Here is a 22,223-nt window from a genome sequence, read left to right as displayed (position 1 = left end):
GCCGTTCCAAGCTGGGCGTGCTGTCGATCGTGTTCTTCACGGTGGCCGCCTGCGCCCCCGCGACCATCGTCGGCGGCGTCTCGGTCACCGGGTTCGCCGCGGCCGGAACTCCCGGGGTGCCGCTGGGCCACCTGGCGATGGCACTGGTCGTGGGGGTGTTCGCCATCGGCTACGTGACCACGTCCCGGCACGTCGACAACGCAGGCGCCTTCTGTTCGCCCTCGGCCGGGAGGGGATCGGCGCGGCGTGGTGGGCGCGGACGAGCACCCGCACCGCCGCGCCGGTCGCCGGATCGCTGATCGCGACCGGTGCGGCGACCGGCGCGGTGCTGGCCACCGGGATGCTGGGGCTGGACCCGGCCGTGCACCTGTTCTTCTGGGGTACCACGACCGGTGCGCTGGGCGTGCTGCCTCGCCGTGGTCGGCTACTTCCGCCGCGTCGGCGGGCACGGCTACGGCGCGTGGCCCACCGGGGTCGCGCCCACCGCGGCATCGGTGCTGCGGGCGGTCGTGCTGGTGCTGGCGGTCTCCGCGTACGGCACCACGCTCGGCGTCGGTCCGGGACACGCGCTGGGGGGCTGGGCGCTTCCGTCGGGCCTGGCGGTGGTCTTCGCGCTCGGCCTGGTCTGGGGAGCGGTGCTCAAGCACGCCAGACCGCAGGTCTACGCGCGCGTCGGACTCGGCGCGCGGGCGACCGTGGTGCGGATCGGCCCGGAGGAGCTGGTCGGTCGGTGACCGACGGTCGCGGCAGGGCACCCGGCTCCGTGCCCTGCCGTGGCGACGAGGCGTCAGGTTTCGGCACCCGTGTAGCGGAACTCCCAGGTTCCATCACCGTTCTTGCCCGCGCGCTCGTAGATCAGCCGCGGTGGCACGGCCTCCGGATTGCGAGCGCGAGCGGGAAGGGTGATGCGCGGGATCGGTTTGCCCGATGAATCGGCCGAAACGGTCAGCTCCTGACCGTCCTGCGGCCCACCGCGGAGCCGGACCCGGATGTCTGGCACGGCGACCCCTTTCCTTCTCCCAAAGACGCGAGGACAACGACATCGGCTAGGACCCGCGCACCCGCGGCCCGGTTCCCGCAGTCACTTGATCGTGTGGGCGAGGAGATCATCCCGTCACCAGATCCAGGAGCTCACACCGGTACATCCTGGTAGAAACGATGGGTGAACGTAGCACGAACGGTGCGATTGACCTTCACCGCCGGTGCGGTCGAATCCGACACCCACGTCAACCTCTCGGCGGTGCGCACCGACGGTGAGCACCTCTGGATCGCGGGCGACGAGACCGCCACGGTCGAACGGCTCACCTGCGACGACCCCGGCAAGCCCACCGAGTACCGGGAGCACGTGAGCTTCCCGCTCGCCGACGTCGTCGACCTGCCCGGCGAGGCCGACGAGGAGGTCGACGTCGAGGGGATCTCCCGCAACGGGCCGTTCCTGTGGGTGGTGGGGTCGCACAGCGCCAAGCGGCGCAAGATCAAGTCGCACCACTCCGACGCCAAGGCCGCCAAGCGCCTCGCCTCCGTCAGCGCCGAACCGAGCCGCCGGGTGCTCGCCCGCATCGCCCTGTCCGACGACGTGCCCGCCGAACGCACCCCGGAGGGCGCGCGCAGCGCCGGCCTCGGCAGGGGAGGGCTGTACGCGCTGCTGGCCGACGACGACCACCTGGCGCCGTTCCTGGACATCCCGGGCAAGGACAACGGGCTCGACGTCGAAGGCATCGCGGTGCACGGCGCACCCGGCGAGGAGCGCGTCTACCTCGGACTGCGCGGGCCGGTGCTGCGCGGCTGGGCCGTGGTGCTGCTGCTGGAACCGCGCGAGGAGGACGGGGAGCTGGAGCTGCGCAAGCTCAACGGCCACCGCTACGCCAAGATCTTCCTCGACCTCGACGGCCTGGGCATCCGCGACATGTGCGTGCACGGCGACGACCTGCTGCTGCTCGCCGGGCCCTCGATGGACCTCGACGGCCCGGTCCGCGTCTACCGCTGGCCGGGTGCGGCCACCCTCGCCGCGGCGGACGTCGTCCACCGCGGCGAACTGCACCGCGAGCTCGACCTGCCGCACGGCGAAGGCGACGACCACGCAGAGGGGATCGCGCTGCTGCCCTCCGGTGAGCTCCTCGTCGTCTACGACAGCCCGGCACCGCACCGCCTGGAGGAGGCCGGCGCGGTGCTGGCCGACGTCGTCCCGCTCTGACCCGGTCAGGCGTCCGGGTGGACCAGGACGTGGAGCGTCCTGGGGCCGTGCACGCCCTCGACGCGGTTGAGCTCGATGTCGCTGGTGGCCGAGGGCCCGCTGATGAACGTCGTCGGGCGGACCGGGTCCAGGCGCGACAGCGCGGCGGGCACGTCATCGCTGACCTGGGATTCGGCGACCACGCAGATGTGCAGGTCCGGGACCAGGGTGGCCGCGCGGCGGCCCTGTCCCGGACCGTGGTCCAGCACGATCGTGCCGGTCGAGGCGATGCCCACCGCGGCTGTGGTGATCACCGCGTCGACCTGCTCCAACGCCGCGGTGTCGGCCGCCGGGTCGACGAGCTCGAACTCCTCTCCCAGCGCGTCCGACCACGCTTGTGGTGCCCCGTCCGGGATGAGCAGCCGACGCGCTCCCGCCGCGCGCGCGGTCGCGGCGATCGCCGGTGCGACGGCGTCGGCGGCCACCCGGTCCACAGTGGCCTGGTAATCGGCCACCGCTTCGCAGAACGACCCCACCAGATCCGCCAGCGGACGGGTCGTGCGGTAGTCGCGGGGAACGGCCGACAGGGGAGTGCGCTCGGCGTCGCGCAGCGCCCGGCGAACCCGGCCCAGCACGGCCTCGCGGGCCGAATTCGAACTCATGCCTTGCCTCCTCGGGTTCGCTCCCACCAGGACCGGAACGACTCCTGCGCGGGCGCGGGCGCGTCCCGCGCGTCGGTCCACCGCGACAGCGGCGCGGGCAACCGGCCGATCGTGCCGCGGCGTCCGATCACCTTCCGGCTCCACGACGCCAGCTTCTGCGCCACCGCCAGCCGCTTCGCATCGCCCAGCACCCACGAGGCCACGCCCATCAGCGCGTCCATCGGTTTGTCGCGGACACCCGAGTGCTCCTCCACGACGCGAGTCCGCAGGTGCACCAGCAGGTCCGGGATGTCGATGGCCACCGGGCACACGTCGTAGCACGCCCCGCACAGCGAGGACGCGTACGGCAGGGACTTGTCCACTTCGGACGCGGTGCCGCGCAGCTGCGGCGTCAGCACCGCGCCGATCGGCCCCGGGTACACCGAACCGTAGGCGTGGCCGCCGGTGCGCTCGTAGACCGGGCACACGTTCAGGCAGGCCGAGCAGCGGATGCAGCGCAGGGCTTGCCTGCCGACCTCGTCGGCCAGCGCGTTGGTGCGCCCGTTGTCCAGCAGCACCACGTGGAACTCCTGCGGCCCGTCACCGGCGGCCACGCCGGTCCAGGTCGAGGTGTAGGGGTTCATCCGCTCGCCGGTGCTCGACCGCGGCAGCAGCTGCAGGAAGACCTCCAGGTCCTGCCAGCTCGGCACGATCTTCTCGATGCCCACCACGCTGATGAGCGTCTCCGGCAGCGTCAGGCACATCCGCCCGTTGCCCTCGGACTCCACGACCACCAGGGTCCCGGTGTCGGCGACCGCGAAGTTGGCCCCCGAGATCGCGACCTTGGCGCGCAGGAACTTCTCCCGCAGGTGTCGGCGCGCCGCGTCGGCCAGCCGTGCGGGTTCGTCGGTCAGGTCCTCCGGGGCCGGGGTGCCGACCTTGCCCATCTCGCTGCGGAAGATCTCCCGGATCTCGGCGCGGTTGCGGTGGATCGCCGGCACCAGGATGTGGCTGGGGGTGTCGTGTCCCAACTGGACGATCAATTCCGCCAGGTCCGTCTCCCACGCGTCGATCCCGGCCTCGGCCAGCGCTTCGTTGAGCTCGATCTCCTGGGTGGCCATCGACTTGACCTTGACGACCTCGCGCTCGCCGGTGGCCTGCACCAGCTCGGTGACGATCCGGTTGGCCTCCTCGGCGTCGCGGGCCCAGTGCACCGTGCCGCCCGCCTCGGTCACCGCGGTCTCGAACCGCTCCAGGTAGGTGTCCAGGTTGGACAGCGCCTGAGCCTTGATCGCCGCCCCGGATTCGCGCAGCTGCGCCCAGTCGTCCAGCTCGTCGACGACATCGGCGCGCTTGCGGCGGATCGTGGTGGTGGCGTTGGCCAGGTTGTGCCGCAGCTGCGAATCCGCGAGCTCGCGCTTGGCCGCGTCCGGGAACGAGGGCATGCCCAGGTGAGTCGCGCTCACAGCTGGTCTCCTTCCGTCGAAGCCAGGATCTCGGCCAGGTGCAGCACCCGGACTCCGGAGCGCTGGCGGGACAGCAGTCCGCCGATGTGCATCAGGCATGAGGAATCGCCCGCGCACAGCACCTCCGCGCCGGTCTCGCGCACGTGGCGGGCCTTGTCCGATCCCATCGCCACCGACACGTCGGGGTTCTTCAGCGCGAACGTGCCGCCGAAGCCGCAGCACTGGTCGGACGCGGGCAGCTCCACCAGGTCCAGCGAGCGCACCGCGCGCAGCAGCCGCACCGGTCGTTCCCCGACCCGCAGCAGCCGCGTCGAGTGGCAGGTGGGGTGGTAGGTGACGCGGTGCGGGAAGTAGGCGCCGACGTCGGTCACGCCCAGCACGTCGACCAGGAACTCCGAGAGCTCGTGCACCTTCGGCGCGGTGTGCTCGACGGCGCGGGTCAGCGCGCGGTCACCGTCGGCGACCAGCGCGTGCTGGTGGCGAACCGAGGCCACGCACGAACCCGACGGCGCCACGATCGCGTCGTAGCCGGCGAAGGCGTCGACGAAGGTCCGCACCGAGGACTTCGCCTGCTTCCGGTACCCGGTGTTGGTGTGCATCTGACCGCAGCATGTCTGGGCGGCGGGGAAGTCCACCTCGCAGCCGAGCCGCTCCAGGACCTGCAGGGTCGCCTTCGGGGCTGACGGGAATAGCGTGTCGCCGAGACAGGTCGCGAACAGTGCCACCCTCATGCGCGCATCACCGGGTTCCTCTCCGTCCTGGGCTCACGAGCATCCTCGCGCACCGCGCGCCACCACACCGGACTTGCTGACCATTGTATGGTCCGACCATAGCGGAGACGTACCCTAGGCACCGGTGAGGGCGCGTGTAAAGGGGACCCGAGTGACCGGCTTCGAATCCGACGCGGAAGCGGGCGACGCCGAATGGCGGCCCGTCGCGCGCACCCGCACCTACGAGCTGGTCATCGACCGGGTCCAGGAGCAGATCGTCTCCGGTTCGCTGAAGGTCGGTGACCGGCTGCCCGCCGAACGCGACCTGGCCAAGATGCTCGGCGTCAGCCGAGCCGCGGTCCGGGAGGCCTTCCGCGCGCTGGAATCCCAGGGCGTGCTGCGCATGAACGTCGGCACCGGGCCCGATTCGGGAACCACCGTGGCCGCCCTGCCCAGCGAGGCGCTGACCCGGTTGCTGCGACTGCACGTGGCGTTGGCGAACTTCCCGGTCGCCGACGTGGTGCGGGCCAGGATCATGCTCGAACGCGAGAGCGCCCGGCACGCCGCCACCCGAGCCCGGCCCGACGACCTGCGCAGGCTCGGTGAACTCCTCGACGAGATGGACTCACCCGACTGCGACCGCGCCCGCTTCAACGACCTCGACACCGAGTTCCACGTCGGCATCGCCGAAGCCGGCGGGAACCGGCTCGTCGCGGACATGACCATCGCCATCCGGGAGTCGATGCGGCGACCGCTGCTGGCGGCGTTCGACGACCTCGGGGACGACTGGTACGCGATCGCCGAGGAACTGCGCCACGACCACCGCGCGATTCACCATGCGCTGCGGGACGCCGACGCCGACGCCGCCGAGAAGCTCACCGAATCCCACATCCGCGCCTTCTACCGGCACGGCTGGGCCCAGGAGCTGTCCTAGGTGCCGTGAGGAGTGCGGCGGAACCGCGGGTGCGGGATTCGGCTTGCGCTGCCGCAGGTGCTGCTACCGGCACCGCTGAGCACAGCAACCGCGAAACCGTCCCGGTTCAGCGGACCACCGCGCGCGACTGCGGGGAGACGGCGAGATCGGCGGCGATGCGGCGGGTGGTGTCCAGCAGGGGCGGCAGCAGGTCCTCGTGCGCGGCCTCGAGCGTGGTCCGGCTGGCGTGCGAGGAGATGTTGGCGGCGGCGACGACCCGGCCGTAGCGGTCGCGGATCGGAGCCGCGATCGAGCGCAGGCCGGCCTCCAGCTCCTGGTCGACCAGTGCCCACCCCTGCTCCCGGATGCGCGCCAGCTCCTCGATCAGCTCGGCGCGGGTGGTGATGGTGTGCGGGCCCAGCGGCGCGAGGTCGATCTGGTCGAGGTGCGCGTGCAGCTTGTCCTCGGGCAGATCGGCCAGCATCACCCTGCCCATCGAGGTCGCGTAGGCGGGGAAGCGGGTGCCGATGTTGATCGAGACCGCCATGATCCGCGAGGTGGGAACGCGCGCGACGTAGACGACGTCGGTGCCGTCGAGCACCGACACCGACGCCGATTCGTGCACCTCGGAGACCAGCTGCTCCAGGTGGGGCTGGGCGATCTCCGGCAGCGACACGCTCGACAGGTAGGAGAAGCCCAGCTCCAGCACCCGCGGGGTCAGCGCGAACACCCGGCCGTCGGTCCACACGTAGCCCAGGTGCACGAGGGTGTGCAGGAACCGGCGGGCCGCCGCGCGCGAGAGATCGGTCGCGCGGGCGACCTCCGACAGCGTCATCTCCGGGTTGGCCTCGTTGAACGCGCGGATCACCAGCAGCCCGCGCGCCAGCGACTGCACGTACCCGGTGCCGGTGTCGGACTCGGACTCCATCGGTGATCCCCTCGTCGGCGCAGCTCCAGGTGAAGTTACTCCGCTTGCTCCTCGGCCAGGATCGTATTGGCGATGCCGAAGGCGGTGTTCGCGCGGGGCACGCCCGCGTAGATCGCCACGTGCATCAGCACCTCCTTGATCCGCTCCGGTTCCAGGCCGTTGCGGCGGGCCGCGCGCACGTGCATCGCGAACTCGTCCTCGCAGCCGGTCGCGGCCAGGATCGCCAGCGTCAGCATGCTGCGCGTCGGCCGGTCGACGCCGTCGCCGGTCCACACCTCGCCCCACGCGTAGCGGGTGATGAAGTCCTGGAAGTCCTCGGTGAACTCGGTCTTGCGCGCGTTGGCGCGGTCGACGTGCGCGTCGCCGAGAACGGCGCGCCGCACCTGCATCCCCGCGTCGTGCCGGGCTTCGTCGCTCATGCGGCTCCTCCGAAGTGCTCCAGCAGCAGCCGGTTGACGGCCTCGGGCTGCTCGGCGTTGGCCAGGTGCGCGGCCGGCGACAGCACTTCCACGCGCGCGCCCGCGACACCGGCGGCGATGCGCTCGGCGTGCGACGGGGGAGTGGCGGGGTCTTCCGCACCGGCGATCACCAGGGTCGGAGCGGTGATGCCGGACAGGCCGTCGAGGATGTCCATGCCCGCGATCGCCTCGCAGCACCCCGCGTACCCCTCGGCGTCGGCCCGGGTGATCATGTCGCCGAACTTCGCCCGGACGTCGGGGCGCTCGGCAGCGGCAGGGGTGAACCAGCGCGGCAGGGAGGGCTCGACCATCGCGGACATGCCGTTGGCGCGCACGGTCGCGGCGCGGTCGAGCCACGCGGTGCCGCCCAGGTCGGCCGAGGTGCAGATCAGCGCCAGCCGGTCGATGCGCTCGGGCGCGTGCTCGGCCAGCCACATCCCGGTCATGCCGCCCAGCGACACCCCGGCGAAGTGCGCCTCGGAGATGTTCAGCCGATCCATCAGTTCCAGCACGTCACCGCCCAGCTGCGCCAGCGTGTAGGGCCCGGGCTTGCCCTCGGTGCCGCCGTGCCCGCGCTGGTCGTAGCGCAGCACGCGGAACCTGCCGGTCAGCGCCGGGACCTGCTCGTCCCACAGGCGCATGTCGGTGCCCAGCGAGTTGGACAGCACCACGACCGGCGCCCCCTCGGGCCCGGTCAGTTCGTGGTTGACGTTCAACGCTTCTCCAATCCGGTGTGTGCGGCCAGTGCCCGGTCGATGAAATCCGATGCGGCGCCCAGGTAGTCGCTCGCCGACGTGGCCGCGATGACGTCCTGTTCGGACAGCACCTCGCGAACCCTCGGCTCGGCGAGCAGTTCGGCCCGCAGAGTGCTGCCGCGGTCGACGGTGCGGCGGCACAGTTCGGCGACCAGTTCCTGGGCTTCGGTGCGGCCGAGCGCGCCGGACAGCCGGGCCGCGGCGTTCTCGGCGAGCACCAGGCCGCGGGTCAGTTCGAGGTTGGCGGCCATGCGCTCGGGGTGGACGCGCAGGCCCGACAGGAGTTCTCGGGTTCGGCGGGCGGCGCCGGCGGTCAGCCGCAGCAGCTCGGTCAGCGGCTCCCACTCGGACTGCCACGCCCCGGCCGCGCGCTCGTAGGCCTGCGGCATCGCCGACAGCAGCGTCGCCACCAGACCCGGAACCCGGTGGGTCGCGGCGGTGATCAGCACCGACGTGGCCGGGTTCTGCTTGTGCGGCATGGCCGAGGAACCACCCGGCTTGCCCTCGGTGAGCTCACCGACCTCGGTCTGGGCGTGCAGCTCCACGTCCAGGGCGATCTTGCCCAGCACCCCCGACACCGCGCCCAGGGCACCGGCGAGCTCGGCGATGCGGGTGCGGTCGGTGTGCCAGGGCAGCACCGGTTCGGCCAGGCCGAGCCGCTCGGAGAGCCCCGTCAGCACCGCGGTGCCGTCGGTTCCCAGCGAGGCGAGAGTGCCCGCCGCGCCGCCGAACTGGACAGCCAGCGGGACCCGCTCCAACCCGGCGATCGTCTCGTCCAGGGCGGTCAGCCAGCCCGCGCAGCGCAGCCCGAACGTCGTCGGCAGCGCCTGCTGCAACAGCGACCGGGCGACGAGCACCGTGTCCCGGTGCTCGTCGGCCAACCGCGCGCACTCCCGGGCCGCTGACCGGAGGTCGTCGAGGACCAGGCCCAACACGTCGCGGGTCACCAGCATCGCCGCCGTGTCGATGACGTCCTGGCTGGTCGCGCCCTTGTGCACGTGCGGCCGCGACTCCGGGCCCACCAGGGCGGTGAGGTCCTTGACCAGCGCGATCACCGGGGTCGCCGAGGACACCGCGCGCTCACCGATGGCGGCGGGGTCGAACTCCTCGGCGCGGCAGTGCGCGGCGATGTCCGCCGCGGCCCCGGCGGATACGATCCCGGCGTCGGCCTGGGCGGCGGCCAGCGCCGACTCGAAGTCCAGCATCGCCTGCAACCACGCGTCGTCGCCGGTGCGCGCCGTCGCCTCCGGGGTGCTGAACATCGAACCGAACAAGCCGGCCTCCCTCGATCCCGTGTGGACTCGCGGCACCATCAGACCGCGAAGAACACCGTTTCGCCATCGCCCTGCAGGCGGATGTCGAACCGCACGCCGTCGGCCTCGGCGACCCCGATCAGCGTGTCCCGGCGCTGCGCCGGCACAGCCGAGAGCACCGGGTCGGTGTCGTTGGCCGCCTCGTCCGGGAAGTACACGCGGGTCACCACGCGGTTGAGCATGCCGCGCGCCAGCACTGTGACGTCGATGTGCGGCGCCTCGGTCTGCCCGGCCGGCGTCGGCAGCGGGCCCGGCTTGACCGTGCGGAACCAGAAGCGGCCCTCCGGGTCGGTGCCGCACCGGCCGAACCCCTGCCAGCCGGAGGGCTCCGGGCGCGGATCGTCGGGGTGGTCGAAGCGGCCCTGCTCGTCGGCCTGCCAGATCTCGATCACGCCGTCCGGGACCGGGTCGCCGTTGCCGTCGCGGAGAACACCGCGCAGCACGAACGCGCCCTCGCGATCGGCCGGGACGAGTTCGGGGCCGTCGTCCCAGAGCATGCCCTGCGGCAGCGCGAAGAACGGGCCGACCGTCTGCGACGGGGTGGTGGCGGGAGCGCCCATCAGTCGTCGTCCTCCTCTTCCTCGTCCTCGAACACCGTGGCCTGGGGACCGCGCAGCACGATGTCCCACTTGTAGCTCAACGCCCACTCGGGCTCGGTCGAGTCCAGGTCGAACCGGGAGATCATCCGCTCCCGCGCCTTCTCGTCGCGCACCGAGTTGAAGATCGGGTCCTGCGAGAACAGCGGGTCTCCCGGGAAGTACATCTGGGTGATCAGCCGCTGTGTGAACGCCTGCCCGAACAGCGAGAAGTGGATGTGCGCGGGCCGCCACGCGTTGTCGTGGTTGCGCCACGGGTAGGCGCCCGGCTTGATCGTGACGAACCGGTAGTTGCCCTCGGCGTCGGTCATGCAGCGGCCGGTGCCGGAGAAGTTCGGGTCCAGCGGCGCCGGGTGCCGGTCGCCCTGGTGCAGGTAGCGCCCCGCCGCGTTCGCCTGCCAGATCTCCACCAGCGTGTTCGGAACCGGCTTGCCGGAGGAGTCCAGCACCTTGCCGGAGACGATGATCCGCTCGCCCAGCGGTTCCCCGTCGTGCTGGGTGGTCAGGTCGTCGTCGTGGGCGCCGCACCGGTCCTGGCCGAGCAGCGGGCCGGTGACCTCGGTGAGGTACTGCGGCAGGTACTGCAGCGGCTGCTTGGGGTGCCGCAGCGTCGAGGACCGGTATTCGGGCGAATCCAGCGGCGCGTGCGAGGCATCGTCGGACGCGTACTCCGGCAGGATGAGACCGGATCCCGACCGAGTCTCATGAACAGTCATGGGAAAGCTCCTTGGACTTCACTGCGTTGTGGTCCTGTTGCGGTGGCGGTGCGGGTGGGGGAACCTCCGACGCCACCTGGCTCCGGGAGCCGCGACTCGTGCGTGCCCGTGCACTTCGCCGCGGCTGTCCTCCCGGGGCGAGGTCGGAGAACCCGCGGCGGTGCGAGTTGCTCAGGTGGCGCGAGGGGAAGCACCTCCGGTGCCCGCCTCGGGGTTAGACCGTAGCTTTGAGAGCGCGGAGGACTTCCAGCTCGTTTTCACTGGGCGGATCCTGGGTCCCGAGGTCGTCGGCGACCTTGAGGTCCCAGCCGGCGGCGGCCTTGGCCTGCTCGACGGTGGAGCCGGGGCTGAGCTCGGTCAGGGTGAGCTCGCAGGTCTCCGGGTCGGGGCGCAGGACGCCGAGGTCGGTGATCACCTTGACCGGGCCGCGTCCGCGCAGGCCCAGCGCCTCGCGGTCGCCCTTGCCGGTGCCGTAGCCGAGCGAGGTCACGAAGTCCACGCGGTCGACGAAGCTGCGCGGGCTCATCCGCATCACGATCAGCACCTCGCGGCACGACGCCGCGATCTCGGGGGCACCGCCCGCGCCGGGCAGGCGCACCTTGGGGTTGCGGTAGTCGCCGCCGATGACGGTGGTGTTGATGTTGCCGAAGCGGTCGACCTGCGCCCCGCCGAGGAAGCCGATGTCGATGCGGCCCGGCTGCAACCAGTAGTTGAAGACCTCCGGGACGCTGATCACCGAATCCGCCGTGTCGGCGAGCACCCCGTCGCCGATGGACAGCGGCAGCCGGTCCGGCTTGGTGCCCAGGGTTCCCGACTCGTAGATCAGCACGAGGTTCGGCGCGTGCGTGCGGCGCGCCAGGTTCGCGGCAGTGCTGGGCAAGCCGATGCCCACGAAGCACTTCGCCCCGTCGTCCAGCGACCGGGCGGCACCCACGGTCATCATCTCGTCGGAGGTGAACTCCAGGCTCATCGCGCGCTCCTCTCCGCACCGCGGACCTCGGTCGTCAGCCACTGCTCGAAGCGCTCGCGGTCCCGGCCGATCGGGTCCCATTCCTGGTAGTACTCGTTGTCGCGCTCGTAGTAGCCCTGCGCGTAGGAGGGGTGAGCGCCGCGCGGCACCTCGGCGACGGCGGTGACCACCCACTGCGGCAGCACGACGGCGCCGGGAACCGGGGTGAGCTCCTCGACGACCTCCTCGACGGTCACCAGCGACCGCTTCGAGGCCAGGACGGTCTCCTTCTGCACGCCGGTGATGCCCCACATCTGCACGTTGCCCGCCTTGTCGGCGCGCTGCGCGTGGATGATGCCCACGTCCGGGTTCACCGCGGGCACGGCCGTGAGGCGCTCGCCGGTGAACGGGCACTCGATGGGCTTGATGGTGTCGGTCTGGCCGGGCAGATCGGTCCCGGTGTAGCCGCGCAGCACGGCGAAGGGCAGCCCGGAGGCGCCGGCGGCGTAGCGGTTGGCCATGCCGGCGTGGCTGTGCTCCTCGATCTCCAGCGGTACCGGCCAGGAGTTCTGGATGGCGTCGCGGAAGCGGTGCAGCGACCCGACGCCGGGGTTGCCGCCCCAGGAGAAGACCAGCTTGCGCGCGCAGCCCGCGCCGATCATCTGGTCGTAGACGATGTCCGGCGTCATCCGGATCAGCGTCAGGTCCTTGCGGTGTTGCCGGATGATCTCGTGACCGGCGGCGACCGGGATGAGATGCGTGAAGCCCTCCAGCGCCACCGTGTCACCGTCGTGGACCAGCTCCGCGACGGCCTCGCGAAGGCTCAGGATGCGTGCCACCCCGACCACCTCTCGTTGTGCGCATAGTGAACAAGTGTGCTGTGTGCGAACAATAGAGGACCCACTGCGGCCAGGTCAAGGGCGGTTTCGCCTGGTTGAAGGGTGTGGGGGGCGGGTCAGAGCTCGCTGGTGGCCGGGAGTCCGTCGGCGGGCAGGCCGAGGATCTCGACGGCGGCTTCAGCGGCGGCCGTGGCCTGCAGGTACCCGGTCTCGCCCCAGGCCAGCAGGTCGCCGGCCTTGCTCGGGTGCACCAGCAGTCGCCGGTAGGTGCGCCCGCTGTCGGGGTCCGGCGCGGGTGGGTAGGCGCACGAGATCAGCGCGGCCATCCGGACCTGCGCGTAGGGGGAGATGCCGTCGTTGACGCACTGGTAGCCGAGGTAGTGCGGCTCGTCGATGTCGACGGTGACCTCTTCCATGGCTTCGCGGCGCAGGATGTCGACGTAGGCGATCTCGCCCGGCTCGGGGCGTCCGCCGGGCAGCGTGTGCTTGGTGCCGTCGAGGCGGATCAGCAGCCTGCCGTCGGGCACGAAGAGGAACCCGTACACCTGCCGCACCGCCAGACCCGCCGGAACGGGGTCGGTGTGCCAGGAGAACTTGGGCATTGGTGCGGGTCCCTTCGGCGAGGTGCGGAGAAAAGATCACTTTACCCGAGAGGGCGGTGTGAGCACCTGCGTTCGAAAGGGTGTTTCCGCTGCGCACAGATCTCAAATCGGACATTCGGGATGGATCAAGTTCTGTGATCTGGTTCACAGGGCTGGTTCGGGTTGCTACACCTGATCGGCCGAATCCGCTCCAGCCAGGAGGCATCGTGGCCATCCAGGATCGAGAGGTACCGGAGGCAGGGGCCGTGGCCCGCGAACTGCCCAGCAGATTCCTTCCCGCGGCCAAGTACCGAGACCTGCCCGAACCCCGCACGTTCCGCCAGATCTTCGGGGCCAGCATCATCCTCACCGCCACCGCGATCGGTTCCGGCGAGTTCGTGCTGTGGCCCTACATCACCAGCCAGGTCGGGCTCGTTCTGATGTGGACGGCCGTGCTCGGCTTCTTCATGCAGTACATCCTCAACATGGAGATCGAGCGGTACACGCTGGCCACCGGCGAAACCGCGGTCACCGGATTCACCCGGATCTGGCCGCCGCTGGGCGTGCTGATCACCGTCATCGCGATCATCCCCAACCTGTGGCCGGGCTGGGCGACCGGGGCGGCCACCATCGTCACCTACGTGGCCGGGGCGGGATCTCCGGTGCCCATCGCGATCGTGGCGATGGTGGCCATCGGCGCCGCCCTGACCCTGTCCAAAGTGGTCTACAAGACCGTGGAACGCGTCGAGATGGTGCTGGTCGGCGGAATCGCGGTGTTCCTCGTTGTCGCCCTGTTCGTCGGAACCGGGCTGTCGGACTGGGCCGCGTTCGGCGCGAGCTTCGCCCACGTCGGTCAGCTGCCGCCGATGGAGGAGGTCGGCGGGATCGCGGCCCTGCTGGGCGCGATCGCCTTCGCCGGGGCCGGTGGCGGCAACAACCTGGTCCAGAGCAACTGGGCGCGCGACAAGCAGATGGGCATGGGGCAGTACATGCCGCGCGTGACCTCGCCGTTCACCGGCGAGGAGGCCGCCGCCGCGGGGACCGGGCACATGTTCCTCGACAGCGACGAGAACCGGCGCCGCTGGAAGGGCTGGTGGAAGGTCGCCAACGTCGAGCAGTTCGGCACCTTCTTCCTGCTCGGCTGCGGAACGCTGGTGATCATGTCGGTGCTGGCCTACGCCACGGTGTTCGGCGTGCCGCTGCCGGAGGACGACTTCGACTTCATCCGCGCGCAGGGCGAGATCTTCGGTCAGCGCTTCGGAGGGTGGTTCCAGACCGCCTTCTGGATGGCCGGTGCGATCGCGCTGTTCTCCACCCAGCTGGGCATCATGGACTGGGTCAGCCGGTTGACCGCCGACACCGTCAAGGTCACCTTCTTCCGCGACAGCACGAAGGTCACCGAGAGTCGCATCTACTTCGCGGTGATCTGGGTGATGATCTTCGCCGGTTCGGCGATCCTGCTGTCGGGCACCGAGGAACCGCTGGCGCTGATCCTCATCTCCTCGTCGGCGGGCGGCGTGGTGATGTTCCTCTACTCGATGCTGCTGATCTTCACCAACCGCCGGTTCCTCCCGCGCTCGATCCGGCTGGGCGGCTGGCGGATGGTCATGATGTGCGTGGCCGTGGTGTTCTACGGCTACTTCTCCATCGCCCTGCTCGTCGACCAGTTCTAGACGGGGCTGAGCACGACCCAGACCTGACCGGCGTCCACCGTGAGCGGTGCGCCGGTTGGGTCGGTGTAGGTGGTGGGAGCTTCGGGGGAGGGCCGGTTCCAGGTGCCCTCGAAGCTCTTGCCGTCGCGCAGCATCAGCATCGAACCGCTGCCGATGCTCTCGGCCACCGGAGACGGGTTTCCCGCGGCGTCGCGCACCGCCGATTCGTGGGTGCGGACCTTCTGGACGATCACGGTCGAGACGCCGAGCCGGCCGCTGTTGACCGCCGCGTAGGGCTCGCCGTCCATCGAGACCATCCACCGCCGCGACGGTTGGTTGTAGAAGAAACCGATGGTGGCGGCGGGGTAGCGGACCTCGTAGCGCTCGGTGGGTGCGCCGCCGCTGGGGACCTCGCCGATCACCGGCCTGCTCCCGCCGGGCCACGGTTGCGCCGGTGGCAGCCTGGTCGTGTCGACGAACAGGTTGTGCGGCGAGGGGCGGGCGTCGTCGCGGGAGTAGGCGTCGGGCGCGTTGGCGTCGGAGGCGTCGGTCAGCGGTGCGGCCGCGATGATCGGCAGCACCTCAGGCGCCGCGCCCGAGTAGGCCAGCGTCGGCCTGCCGTACTGCGGGAGGAGCTCGGCGTCGGTCTCGCGGGCGCTGCGCACCGGGCCGACGGTCTTGGGCTTGTGGCTGGCGAAGATGCCGAGGATCCGGCTCAGCCCGCCCTCGACGGGTTCGACGTAGACGACGTCCGCCGCGTCGATGCCCACCGGTGGGCGCCCCTCGGACGAGTTGTCGATCTTGACCGCCACCACCGGCGGTCCATCAGGAGGTGCTGCGCCGCCCTGCTGGCCGGCGGTCGTGCCGCCGCCCTGCGGTGGGGGTGGAGCCGGAGTCGGCTGGCAACCCGTCAGAGCGAGGGTCGCGAGCGTGATCAGCGCGGCGAAGAACGTGCATAAGCGGGTGCGCATGGTGCTGGCGGACTCCTTCCCCCGCTGTCCGAGACTACGGATCTGGAAAGAATTCGCATTTCGATCGAGTTCGTGAACCCGGGGGAGGTGCGAGGCGAAGTAAGTTAGCATCGCTAATGGTTGCCGTGGGCAACCGTTCTCCCGCGTCGTGAAGAAGGAGGTTCTTTGACCGAGGCACAGCCGCCCTCGACGGTCCGCAGGCTGGTCAGCACCCTGTGGTTCCCCGCGTTCTTCATCTGCGGGTTCATGCTCTGCTACCTGCTGCCGATGCACGCCCCGAAACCCCACGACATGGCCGTCGTGGTCGTCGGCGACCAGGCCGCGCACCAGCTCGCCGCGACCTTCCAGGCGCGCATGCCCGGCGGCTTCGACATCACCCCGGTCCCCGACGAGGCCGGTGCGCGCGAGGCCATCACCCAGCGCGATGCCGTCGCCGGGTACGACCCCGGCACCGGTGAACTGCTCTACGCCAAGGCCAACGGCTCGGCGCTGGTGATGATCCTGCAGCAGATCTTCACCCCGGTCGCCGCGGCCACCGGACACCACCTGGTGCTCACCGACCTCGCGCCCTCAGCTCCGGGCGACGTGATGGGCACCGGCCTGCTCTACTGCCTGCTGGCGATGAACATCCCGCCTTACGTCACCGTGATGATGCTGCTGCGCGCCGAACTGCGCACCCGCCAGAAGCTCGCCGCGTTGGTCGGGGTCGGCGCGTTCGCCTCGATCGTCTGCTACACCGCCGCGCTGGCCATGGGCGTGATCTACCACCGGCCGTCGCTGCTGCTGGTCGGTTTCCTGCTGACCCAAGCCGTCGGCTGGACGTCGTTCGGGCTCGTGCCGTTCGTCAAGCAGTTCCTGCCCGGCGTGGCGATGGGGCTGTTCGTGCTGCTGAGCATGCCGTCCTCGGGCGGAGCGATCTCGAAGGAACTGGTGCCGCCGTTCTTCCAGGCGCTGCACGGGATTCTGCCGCTCGGGCAGGCGGTCGACGCGATGCGCGGCATCCTCTACTTCGACGGCGTCGGCGCTGCGCGGGGCATCCTCGGGCTGTGCTGCTGGTTCGCCTTCGGCATCGCACTGGTCGCCGGCCACCGGTGGTGGGTGCGGCGCAAGGCCGACCCGGAGGCGGTGACGGCAGCGGGCACCTACGAGCACGAGGACGACGACGGCGTGGTGCTGGACCCGGCGTTCGAGGCGCCGAAACCCCGCAGGAACCGCGTCCTTTCCGGGGCCGTGCGCGACGGCGCGGGAACCCCGGTTCCCGGCGCCGTCCTGACCATCACCGACCAGTCCGGCCTGCAGCTGGCCCGCCTGGTCGCCTCGCCCGCAGGCGAGTACGAGGTCCACGACCTGCCGGAGGGTTTCGTGACGGTCGTGGTCTCGGCCCCGGCCAGGCGACCCGCCGTGGACCGGGTCAGGATCCGCTCGGGGCGGGTCGAGTGCCACGACTTCGAGCTGCCGTCCGAGCACGCCCCGGCGGCGCGGAAGTAGCCGAGACCGCCGTCCGGGCGCGGGGGCTGATCCGCACCCGGACGGCGGGAGGTGACAATGAGGCCATGAGCAACACGCGGGTCGCGGTCGTGACGGGTGCCGGTTCGGGACTGGGGCGGGTGATCGCCCGAGCGCTGCTGGCCGAGGGGTACGGGGTGGCGCTGGCCGGGCGCCGCGCCGAGCCGTTGACCGAGGCGGCCGGAGATGCGGCGGGCGCGGCGATCATGCCCACCGACGTCACCGATCCCGACTCGGTGGCGGCGCTGTTCGACGGCGTCCGCGAGCGGTGGGGGCGGCTGGACCTGCTGGTCAACAACGCAGGCACGTTCGGTCCCGCGGGTGACGTCGGGGAGCTCTCGGCCGCCGACTTCACCGCTGTGGTGCAGGCGAACCTGACCGGCTCGTTCCTGTGCGCCCACCACGCGTTCCGCATCATGAAGGACCAGGACCCGCGCGGCGGCCGCATCATCAACAACGGTTCGATCTCCGCGCACGCGCCCCGCCCGCGCAGCGTCGCCTACACGACGACCAAGCACGCCATCACCGGGCTGACCAAGTCGATCTCGCTGGACGGCCGCGCGCACGACATCGCCTGCGGGCAGATCGACATCGGCAACGCCGCTACCGACATGACCTCCGGCATCGCCACCGGCGCCGCCCAGGCCGACGGATCGGTGCGCCCGGAACCCACCTTCGACCCGCAGCACGTCGCCGACGCCGTGCTCTACATGGCCGGCCTGCCGCTGAACGCCAACGTCCAGTTCATGACCATCACCGCCACCACCATGCCCTTCATCGGCCGCGGCTAGGGAACGTGGTTCAGCGGAGGGTGATTCGGATGTCGTCGGATCGGGCGGGGAGGACGTGGCCGATCACCGGGGAGCCGGGGACCTCGCCGACCACGAGGAGACCGCCTGAGGTTTGGGCATCGGCGAGCAGGAAGAGGTCTTCGGCGCTGGTGCCCCCCGGATCCAGGTGGGGCCGCACCCAGTCGAGGTTGCGGCGGGTGCCTCCGCTGACGTACCCGTCGCGCACGGCTTCTCGGGCGCCCTCCAGGTAGGGCACCGCCGCGACGTCGAGCTCGGCCGCGGTGCCCGAGGCGCGCATCGTCTTGAACAGGTGCCCGAGGAGGCCGAAACCGGTGACGTCCGTGGCGCAGACCGCGCCGGAGCGCAGCGCCGCCTTCGAGGCGTCCCGGTTGAGCTCGGTCATCGTCGCCACGGCGTGGGCGAACCGCTCGCCGGTCTGCTTGTGCCGGGTGTTGAGGACTCCGATGCCCAGCGGTTTGGTCAGCGTCAGCGGCAGACCCGGCCGGGCCGCGTCGTTGCGCAGCAACCGGTCGGGGTCCACCAGACCGGTCACCGCCAGCCCGTACTTGGGTTCCGGATCGTCGACGCTGTGCCCGCCGCCCAGGTGACACCCGGCGGCGGCTGCGATCTCCGAGCCGCCGCGGAGCACCTCACCGGCCAGTTCGAAGGGCAGCACGTCCCGGGGCCAGCCGAGCAGGTTCACCCCGAGCAGCGGTGTCGCGCCCATCGCGTACACATCGGACAGCGCGTTGGCCGCCGCGATCCGCCCCCAGTCGAACGCGTCGTCGACCACGGGAGTGAAGAAGTCCGTGGTCACCACGATCCCCGCGCCCTCGTCGGTGCAGACCACGGCGGCGTCGTCACCGGTGCCCAAGCCGACCAGCAGCTTCGCGTTCGGCTCGGCGACCTCGGGCATCAGGCCGCCGACGACCTCCTCCAGCTCGCCCGGCGGGATCTTGCAAGCGCATCCGCCGCCGTGCGCGTACTGCGTGAGCCGGTACCCGCCCATCGACATCCCTCGCGGTCGGGGAACAAGTTGGCGGAGACGGACGGGAATCGAACCCGCCGCGCCGAGTTGCTCGGCGCCATCGGCTTTGAAGGCCGTGGGGGCCACCAGACCCCGAACGTCTCCGGCGCCCACTGTAGGAGGTAACGGCGATCAGCACAGATCAGTCGGTCACCGAATCCGGCAGGCCGAACTTGGCGAAGTCCACGTCGAAGAAGCACACCACGTGCTCGACCCGCGTCTCGCCGAGTTCGAGCACGTGCAGTTGAAAGGGGCGGAAGACGTCGTCATCGCCGCGGATGTAGACCCCGAAGGCCAGCTGCCCGTTGGCGCGGGTGTGGCGCAACCGCAGCCCGTCCGGCCCGGCCGGGCACTGCCTGGCGTTGAGCTGCGCGATCCGCTCGCCGCCGCGCACCCACAGCCGGAAGGGAGGCATCTCCCAAACGGCCTCCGCGGTGAACAGGTCCACGATCGTCGACACGTCCTTGGCCTCGAACGCGGCCACGTAGCGCTCCAGCAGCCGCTCCTGCTCGGCGGTCAGCGGTTGCGGCCGATCGTCCTCGGACGGGGAGACCTCGGCGATCTGGGCGCGGGCGCGCTGCAGCACGCTGTTGACCGCAGCGGTGGAGATCTCCAGGGAGTCGGCGACCTCCGCGGCCCGCCACTTGAGGACGTCGCGCAGGATCAGCACCGCCCGCTGCCGCGCGGGCAGGTGCTGGAGGGCGGCGATGAACGCCAGCCGGGTGCTCTCCCGGATCCCCACGATCGAGGCCGGGTCGGTGGCGGTGTCGGCGATCATCCCGTCCGGGATCGGCTGCAGCCACGGCACCTCGCCGGACTCGACGACCTTCTCGTGCGGCACGTCGTCGGCCGGAGCGCCCAGACCGCTGGGCAGCGGACGCCGCTTGCGGCTCTCCAGCGCGGTCAGGCAGGTCGTCGTGGCGATCTTGTACAGCCACGTGCGCACCGAACTGCGGCCTTCGAAGCGGTCGTAGGACCGCCACGCCTTGAGGTAGGTCTCCTGCACGAGATCCTCCGCGTCCTGCAGTGATCCCAGCATCCGGTAGCAGTGCGCGATCAGTTCCCGGCGGTAGGAGTCCGCCTGCGCGACGAAGTCGTCGGTTGGTGCGGTCGAGGTGACTGGCATGGCGCTGTCCTTCGGTGTGAGGTGGCCCGACCCGATGCCGAAGACGCTAGCGCGCTAGGCCGACAAAGGGGTCAACAACGACCTTCGCGCCAATAGCCCATGAACGCCACCGCCTGCTTGGGCACCCCGTGCTCGTCGATCAGCGATCGGCGCAACCGCTTGATCACGCCCGCCTCACCCGCCAGGAACCCGTAGATCGAGCCAGTCGCTCCTTCCGGCACCTCCCAGAGCACCCCGGTGTCGACGTCGACGTCGACGTCGTCGAGCTCGGACGGCCGCGGGGAGACGCCGCGGACCGGGCGCAGCTCGCGCAGCGCTTCGGCCACGCCCTCGATGAGGAGCTTGCCGCGCGGCGCTCCGGCGCGCGGGTACCAGCGGACGTCCACCCCGGCGGGGCGTGCCCACTCCTGCTCGTCGCCGCTGTCGGGGACTTCGACGCAGACCACGCCGCGCGCATCGGAGGGCAGCGACTCCACGATCGCCGCGAGCGCGGGCACGGCGGTCTCGTCGCCGGCCAGCACCAGGCGGTCGGCGGAGGCCGGGGGAGACCACTCGCAGCCCCACGTCCGGCCCGAGCCGGGCCGGTCCGGCGCGAACAGGCCGATGACCTGGCCGGGCCGCGCGGCGGCGGCGAAGGTGGAGGCGGGGCCGGCGTGACCGTCGTCGAGTCCGTGCAGCACGAAGTCGACGTCGACCTCCCGGTCGTGCGGCCGGTAGTCGCGCACGGTGTAGGTCCGCAGGTCGGGCCGGACGTCGTCGGGCAGGTCCAGCCAGCGCGGGTACCAGTCGTCGCCCTCGGGGAAGTCGTCGAGCGCGCGGCCCGGTTTGGGCAGCACGATCTTGATGCGCTGGTCGTGACCGCCGAACCCGAACCCGGACAGGCAGGAGCCGCCGAAGGTGATCCGCGCGAAGCTGGGGCCGAGCCGCCGCACCCGGGTCACCTCGACCGGGAACAGGCGGTATTCCGGCTTCGCGCTGGCGATGCGTCCGGTTCGTGCGACTGTCATCCGAAACCTCCCGATCGTGGTGCTAGGTTAGCCTAGCCTTAGAATCATGGGAGGTCGACCTTGCGTCACACGATCCGGGCCGCCGCGCTGACCGCGGTCTCGCTCGCCGCCATCGGCACGCTGTCCGCGTGCGGATCATCGCAGCCCGAACAGGCCGACAACGGCTGGTCCTACACCGATGACCGCGGCATCACGGTGACCCGTCCCGAGCGCCCGCAGCAGATCGTCGCCCAGGTCTCGGCCGGCGCCGCGCTGCAGGACTTCGGCGTCACGATCGCCGGAACGTTCGGTCCGCTGGTGCGCGACGACGGTTCGGTCGAACCCGAAGCCGGCAGCCTCGACCCCAAGGCCGTCACCGACGTCACCGGCGCCGGGTACGGCGAGGTCAACCTGGAACGGCTCGCCTCGCTGCACCCGGACCTGCTGGTCAGCGGCAAGTACGCCGAGTACCCGGGCCTGTGGCACCTGGTCGAGGACCAGGAGCAGAAGGTCAAGCAGATCGTGCCGACCGCGGGCGTGCAGCAGTCCGGCATCGCACTGCCCGCCGCGATCGGCAAGTACAAGGAGCTCGCCCGCGCGCTGGGCGCGGACGTGGAGTCACCGAAGGTCAAGGCCGACGAGGAGGCGTTCAACGCCTCCGCGTCCCGGCTGCGCGACATCGGCGCGCGGATGAAGGCCGAGGGCAAGTCGATCCTGGCGATCGGCGGGACGAAGGAGGAGTTCTTCGTCGTCGTGCCCGCCCGCAACCCCGACCTGGACTACTACGTCAAGGAACTCGGCCTGCCGATCACCACGCCCGCCAACCCCGACCAGGCCGGCGGCGGCTACTTCGAGCGGCTGTCCTGGGAGAAGGCCAACGCCTACCCCGGTGACATCATGCTCTGGGACGCGCGGTCGGCGTCGATGACGCCCGAGCAGATGAAGCAGAACCCGGTCTTCGCCGCCACGCCCGCGGCGAGCGCGGACCGGTTCGTCGAGTGGGACGCGGTCGCGCCGATGAGCCACGCGAGCTACGCGAAGATCATGAACGAGCTCGCCGACCAGCTCCAGTCCCGGCTCGCCGCTTGATCTCGTCCTCGGGTGCTCGTGGCCGGGGGCGAGCACT

The 22,223-nt window shown here is 70.9% G+C and carries 25 protein-coding genes and 1 tRNA gene; 8 read left to right on the top strand and 18 right to left on the bottom strand.

Annotated elements, in window-relative coordinates; genetic code table 11:
• Positions 1 to 17: 17 nt before the first annotated feature.
• On the top strand, positions 18 to 299 hold the full coding sequence (locus E1202_RS32150) for a hypothetical protein (protein WP_235878166.1): 282 nt from the start codon (positions 18 to 20) through the stop codon (positions 297 to 299).
• 93 nt (positions 300 to 392) lie between these two features.
• Complete coding sequence (locus E1202_RS32145) at positions 393 to 734, top strand: hypothetical protein (protein WP_235878164.1); 342 nt, start codon at positions 393 to 395, stop codon at positions 732 to 734.
• 53 nt (positions 735 to 787) lie between these two features.
• On the opposite strand, the gene E1202_RS12335 is transcribed toward E1202_RS32145, so the two are convergent.
• Entirely contained in the window at positions 788 to 1,000 is a 213-nt protein-coding gene (locus E1202_RS12335) for a hypothetical protein (protein WP_132673410.1), read from the bottom strand.
• Positions 1,001 to 1,162: 162 nt separating this feature from the next.
• On the opposite strand from E1202_RS12335, the gene E1202_RS12330 reads away from it, so the two are divergent.
• Positions 1,163 to 2,194, top strand: a complete 1,032-nt coding sequence (locus tag E1202_RS12330; protein ID WP_132683081.1) for a DUF3616 domain-containing protein — start codon at positions 1,163 to 1,165, stop codon at positions 2,192 to 2,194.
• Between the two features lie 5 nt (positions 2,195 to 2,199).
• Here the strand turns inward: E1202_RS12330 and E1202_RS12325 are convergent, their stop codons facing one another.
• Genes E1202_RS12325 through E1202_RS12315 form a run of 3 tightly spaced genes read right to left on the bottom strand, consistent with a single transcriptional unit; the run spans position 2,200 to position 5,011 of the window.
• A complete protein-coding gene (locus E1202_RS12325) occupies positions 2,200 to 2,835 on the bottom strand; it encodes a LutC/YkgG family protein (protein ID WP_132683079.1) in 636 nt (211 codons plus the stop codon).
• Positions 2,832 to 4,259 carry a LutB/LldF family L-lactate oxidation iron-sulfur protein gene (locus E1202_RS12320; protein WP_132683191.1) on the bottom strand — a complete coding sequence of 476 codons (1,428 nt, stop codon included), beginning with the start codon at positions 4,257 to 4,259 and terminating at the stop codon, positions 2,832 to 2,834. Before E1202_RS12320 ends, E1202_RS12325 begins: the two co-directional genes overlap by 4 nt.
• A 17-nt stretch (positions 4,260 to 4,276) precedes the next feature.
• A complete protein-coding gene (locus E1202_RS12315; RefSeq protein WP_132683078.1) occupies positions 4,277 to 5,011 on the bottom strand; it encodes a (Fe-S)-binding protein in 735 nt (244 codons plus the stop codon).
• Positions 5,012 to 5,162: 151 nt separating this feature from the next.
• On the opposite strand from E1202_RS12315, the gene E1202_RS12310 reads away from it, so the two are divergent.
• On the top strand, positions 5,163 to 5,924 hold the full coding sequence (locus E1202_RS12310) for a FadR/GntR family transcriptional regulator (RefSeq protein ID WP_132683076.1): 762 nt from the start codon (positions 5,163 to 5,165) through the stop codon (positions 5,922 to 5,924).
• A 106-nt stretch (positions 5,925 to 6,030) separates the two neighbouring features.
• Here the strand turns inward: E1202_RS12310 and E1202_RS12305 are convergent, their stop codons facing one another.
• The 9 genes from E1202_RS12305 to E1202_RS12265 form a co-directional block, all read right to left on the bottom strand.
• The gene (locus E1202_RS12305) at positions 6,031 to 6,831 is read right to left on the bottom strand and encodes an IclR family transcriptional regulator (RefSeq protein ID WP_132683075.1); all 801 of its coding nucleotides are present in this window, start codon (positions 6,829 to 6,831) and stop codon (positions 6,031 to 6,033) included.
• 35 nt (positions 6,832 to 6,866) lie between these two features.
• Positions 6,867 to 7,250, bottom strand: coding sequence for a 4-carboxymuconolactone decarboxylase (pcaC, locus tag E1202_RS12300; protein ID WP_132683073.1), 384 nt, complete (start codon positions 7,248 to 7,250; stop codon positions 6,867 to 6,869).
• Complete coding sequence (pcaD, locus tag E1202_RS12295; protein WP_132683071.1) at positions 7,247 to 8,005, bottom strand: 3-oxoadipate enol-lactonase; 759 nt, start codon at positions 8,003 to 8,005, stop codon at positions 7,247 to 7,249. The genes pcaC and pcaD overlap by 4 nt, the downstream gene beginning before the upstream one ends.
• Complete coding sequence (gene pcaB / locus E1202_RS12290) at positions 8,002 to 9,318, bottom strand: 3-carboxy-cis,cis-muconate cycloisomerase (protein WP_132683070.1); 1,317 nt, start codon at positions 9,316 to 9,318, stop codon at positions 8,002 to 8,004. The genes pcaD and pcaB overlap by 4 nt, the downstream gene beginning before the upstream one ends.
• A 38-nt stretch (positions 9,319 to 9,356) precedes the next feature.
• On the bottom strand, positions 9,357 to 9,917 hold the full coding sequence (gene pcaG, locus E1202_RS12285) for a protocatechuate 3,4-dioxygenase subunit alpha (protein WP_132683068.1): 561 nt from the start codon (positions 9,915 to 9,917) through the stop codon (positions 9,357 to 9,359).
• Positions 9,917 to 10,669, bottom strand: coding sequence for a protocatechuate 3,4-dioxygenase subunit beta (pcaH, locus tag E1202_RS12280; RefSeq protein WP_132683066.1), 753 nt, complete (start codon positions 10,667 to 10,669; stop codon positions 9,917 to 9,919). Before pcaH ends, pcaG begins: the two co-directional genes overlap by 1 nt.
• 214 nt (positions 10,670 to 10,883) lie before the next feature.
• A complete protein-coding gene (locus tag E1202_RS12275; protein ID WP_132683065.1) occupies positions 10,884 to 11,639 on the bottom strand; it encodes a CoA-transferase subunit beta in 756 nt (251 codons plus the stop codon).
• Positions 11,636 to 12,457: a CoA transferase subunit A gene (locus E1202_RS12270; protein ID WP_132683063.1), complete on the bottom strand. Its 822-nt coding sequence runs from the start codon at positions 12,455 to 12,457 to the stop codon at positions 11,636 to 11,638. Before E1202_RS12270 ends, E1202_RS12275 begins: the two co-directional genes overlap by 4 nt.
• Positions 12,458 to 12,573: 116 nt before the next feature.
• Positions 12,574 to 13,059: an NUDIX domain-containing protein gene (locus E1202_RS12265; RefSeq protein WP_132683062.1), complete on the bottom strand. Its 486-nt coding sequence runs from the start codon at positions 13,057 to 13,059 to the stop codon at positions 12,574 to 12,576.
• Positions 13,060 to 13,265: 206 nt separating this feature from the next.
• Between E1202_RS12265 and E1202_RS12260 the strand changes: the two genes are divergently transcribed.
• The gene (locus E1202_RS12260) at positions 13,266 to 14,711 is read left to right on the top strand and encodes an Nramp family divalent metal transporter (protein WP_235878162.1); all 1,446 of its coding nucleotides are present in this window, start codon (positions 13,266 to 13,268) and stop codon (positions 14,709 to 14,711) included.
• Here the strand turns inward: E1202_RS12260 and E1202_RS12255 are convergent.
• Entirely contained in the window at positions 14,708 to 15,661 is a 954-nt protein-coding gene (locus E1202_RS12255; RefSeq protein WP_132683060.1) for a DUF3048 domain-containing protein, read from the bottom strand. The two genes, E1202_RS12260 and E1202_RS12255, sit on opposite strands and share 4 nt — an antisense overlap.
• 165 nt (positions 15,662 to 15,826) lie before the next feature.
• Here E1202_RS12255 and E1202_RS12250 point away from each other — a divergent pair, with 165 nt between their 5' ends.
• Positions 15,827 to 17,149: a carboxypeptidase regulatory-like domain-containing protein gene (locus E1202_RS12250; RefSeq protein ID WP_235878160.1), complete on the top strand. Its 1,323-nt coding sequence runs from the start codon at positions 15,827 to 15,829 to the stop codon at positions 17,147 to 17,149.
• A gap of 65 nt (positions 17,150 to 17,214) precedes the next feature.
• Entirely contained in the window at positions 17,215 to 17,958 is a 744-nt protein-coding gene (locus E1202_RS12245) for an SDR family oxidoreductase (RefSeq protein WP_132683058.1), read from the top strand.
• A gap of 10 nt (positions 17,959 to 17,968) precedes the next feature.
• Here the strand turns inward: E1202_RS12245 and selD are convergent, their stop codons facing one another.
• From selD to E1202_RS12225, 4 genes are all read right to left on the bottom strand, one after another.
• On the bottom strand, positions 17,969 to 18,967 hold the full coding sequence (selD, locus tag E1202_RS12240; RefSeq protein WP_207918596.1) for a selenide, water dikinase SelD: 999 nt from the start codon (positions 18,965 to 18,967) through the stop codon (positions 17,969 to 17,971).
• A 28-nt stretch (positions 18,968 to 18,995) separates the two neighbouring features.
• A tRNA-Sec gene (locus E1202_RS12235) sits at positions 18,996 to 19,090 on the bottom strand.
• Between the two features lie 37 nt (positions 19,091 to 19,127).
• Entirely contained in the window at positions 19,128 to 20,111 is a 984-nt protein-coding gene (locus E1202_RS12230) for a sigma-70 family RNA polymerase sigma factor (protein ID WP_132683055.1), read from the bottom strand.
• 71 nt (positions 20,112 to 20,182) lie between these two features.
• Complete coding sequence (locus tag E1202_RS12225) at positions 20,183 to 21,118, bottom strand: siderophore-interacting protein (RefSeq protein WP_132683053.1); 936 nt, start codon at positions 21,116 to 21,118, stop codon at positions 20,183 to 20,185.
• A 60-nt stretch (positions 21,119 to 21,178) separates the two neighbouring features.
• On the opposite strand from E1202_RS12225, the gene E1202_RS12220 reads away from it, so the two are divergent.
• Complete coding sequence (locus E1202_RS12220) at positions 21,179 to 22,186, top strand: ABC transporter substrate-binding protein (RefSeq protein ID WP_132683051.1); 1,008 nt, start codon at positions 21,179 to 21,181, stop codon at positions 22,184 to 22,186.
• Positions 22,187 to 22,223: the final 37 nt, after the last annotated feature.

Origin of the sequence: Saccharopolyspora karakumensis (assembly GCF_004349225.1) — a bacterium.
Classification (GTDB): domain Bacteria; phylum Actinomycetota; class Actinomycetes; order Mycobacteriales; family Pseudonocardiaceae; genus Saccharopolyspora; species Saccharopolyspora endophytica.
This window is presented reverse-complemented; position numbering and strand designations above follow the sequence as displayed.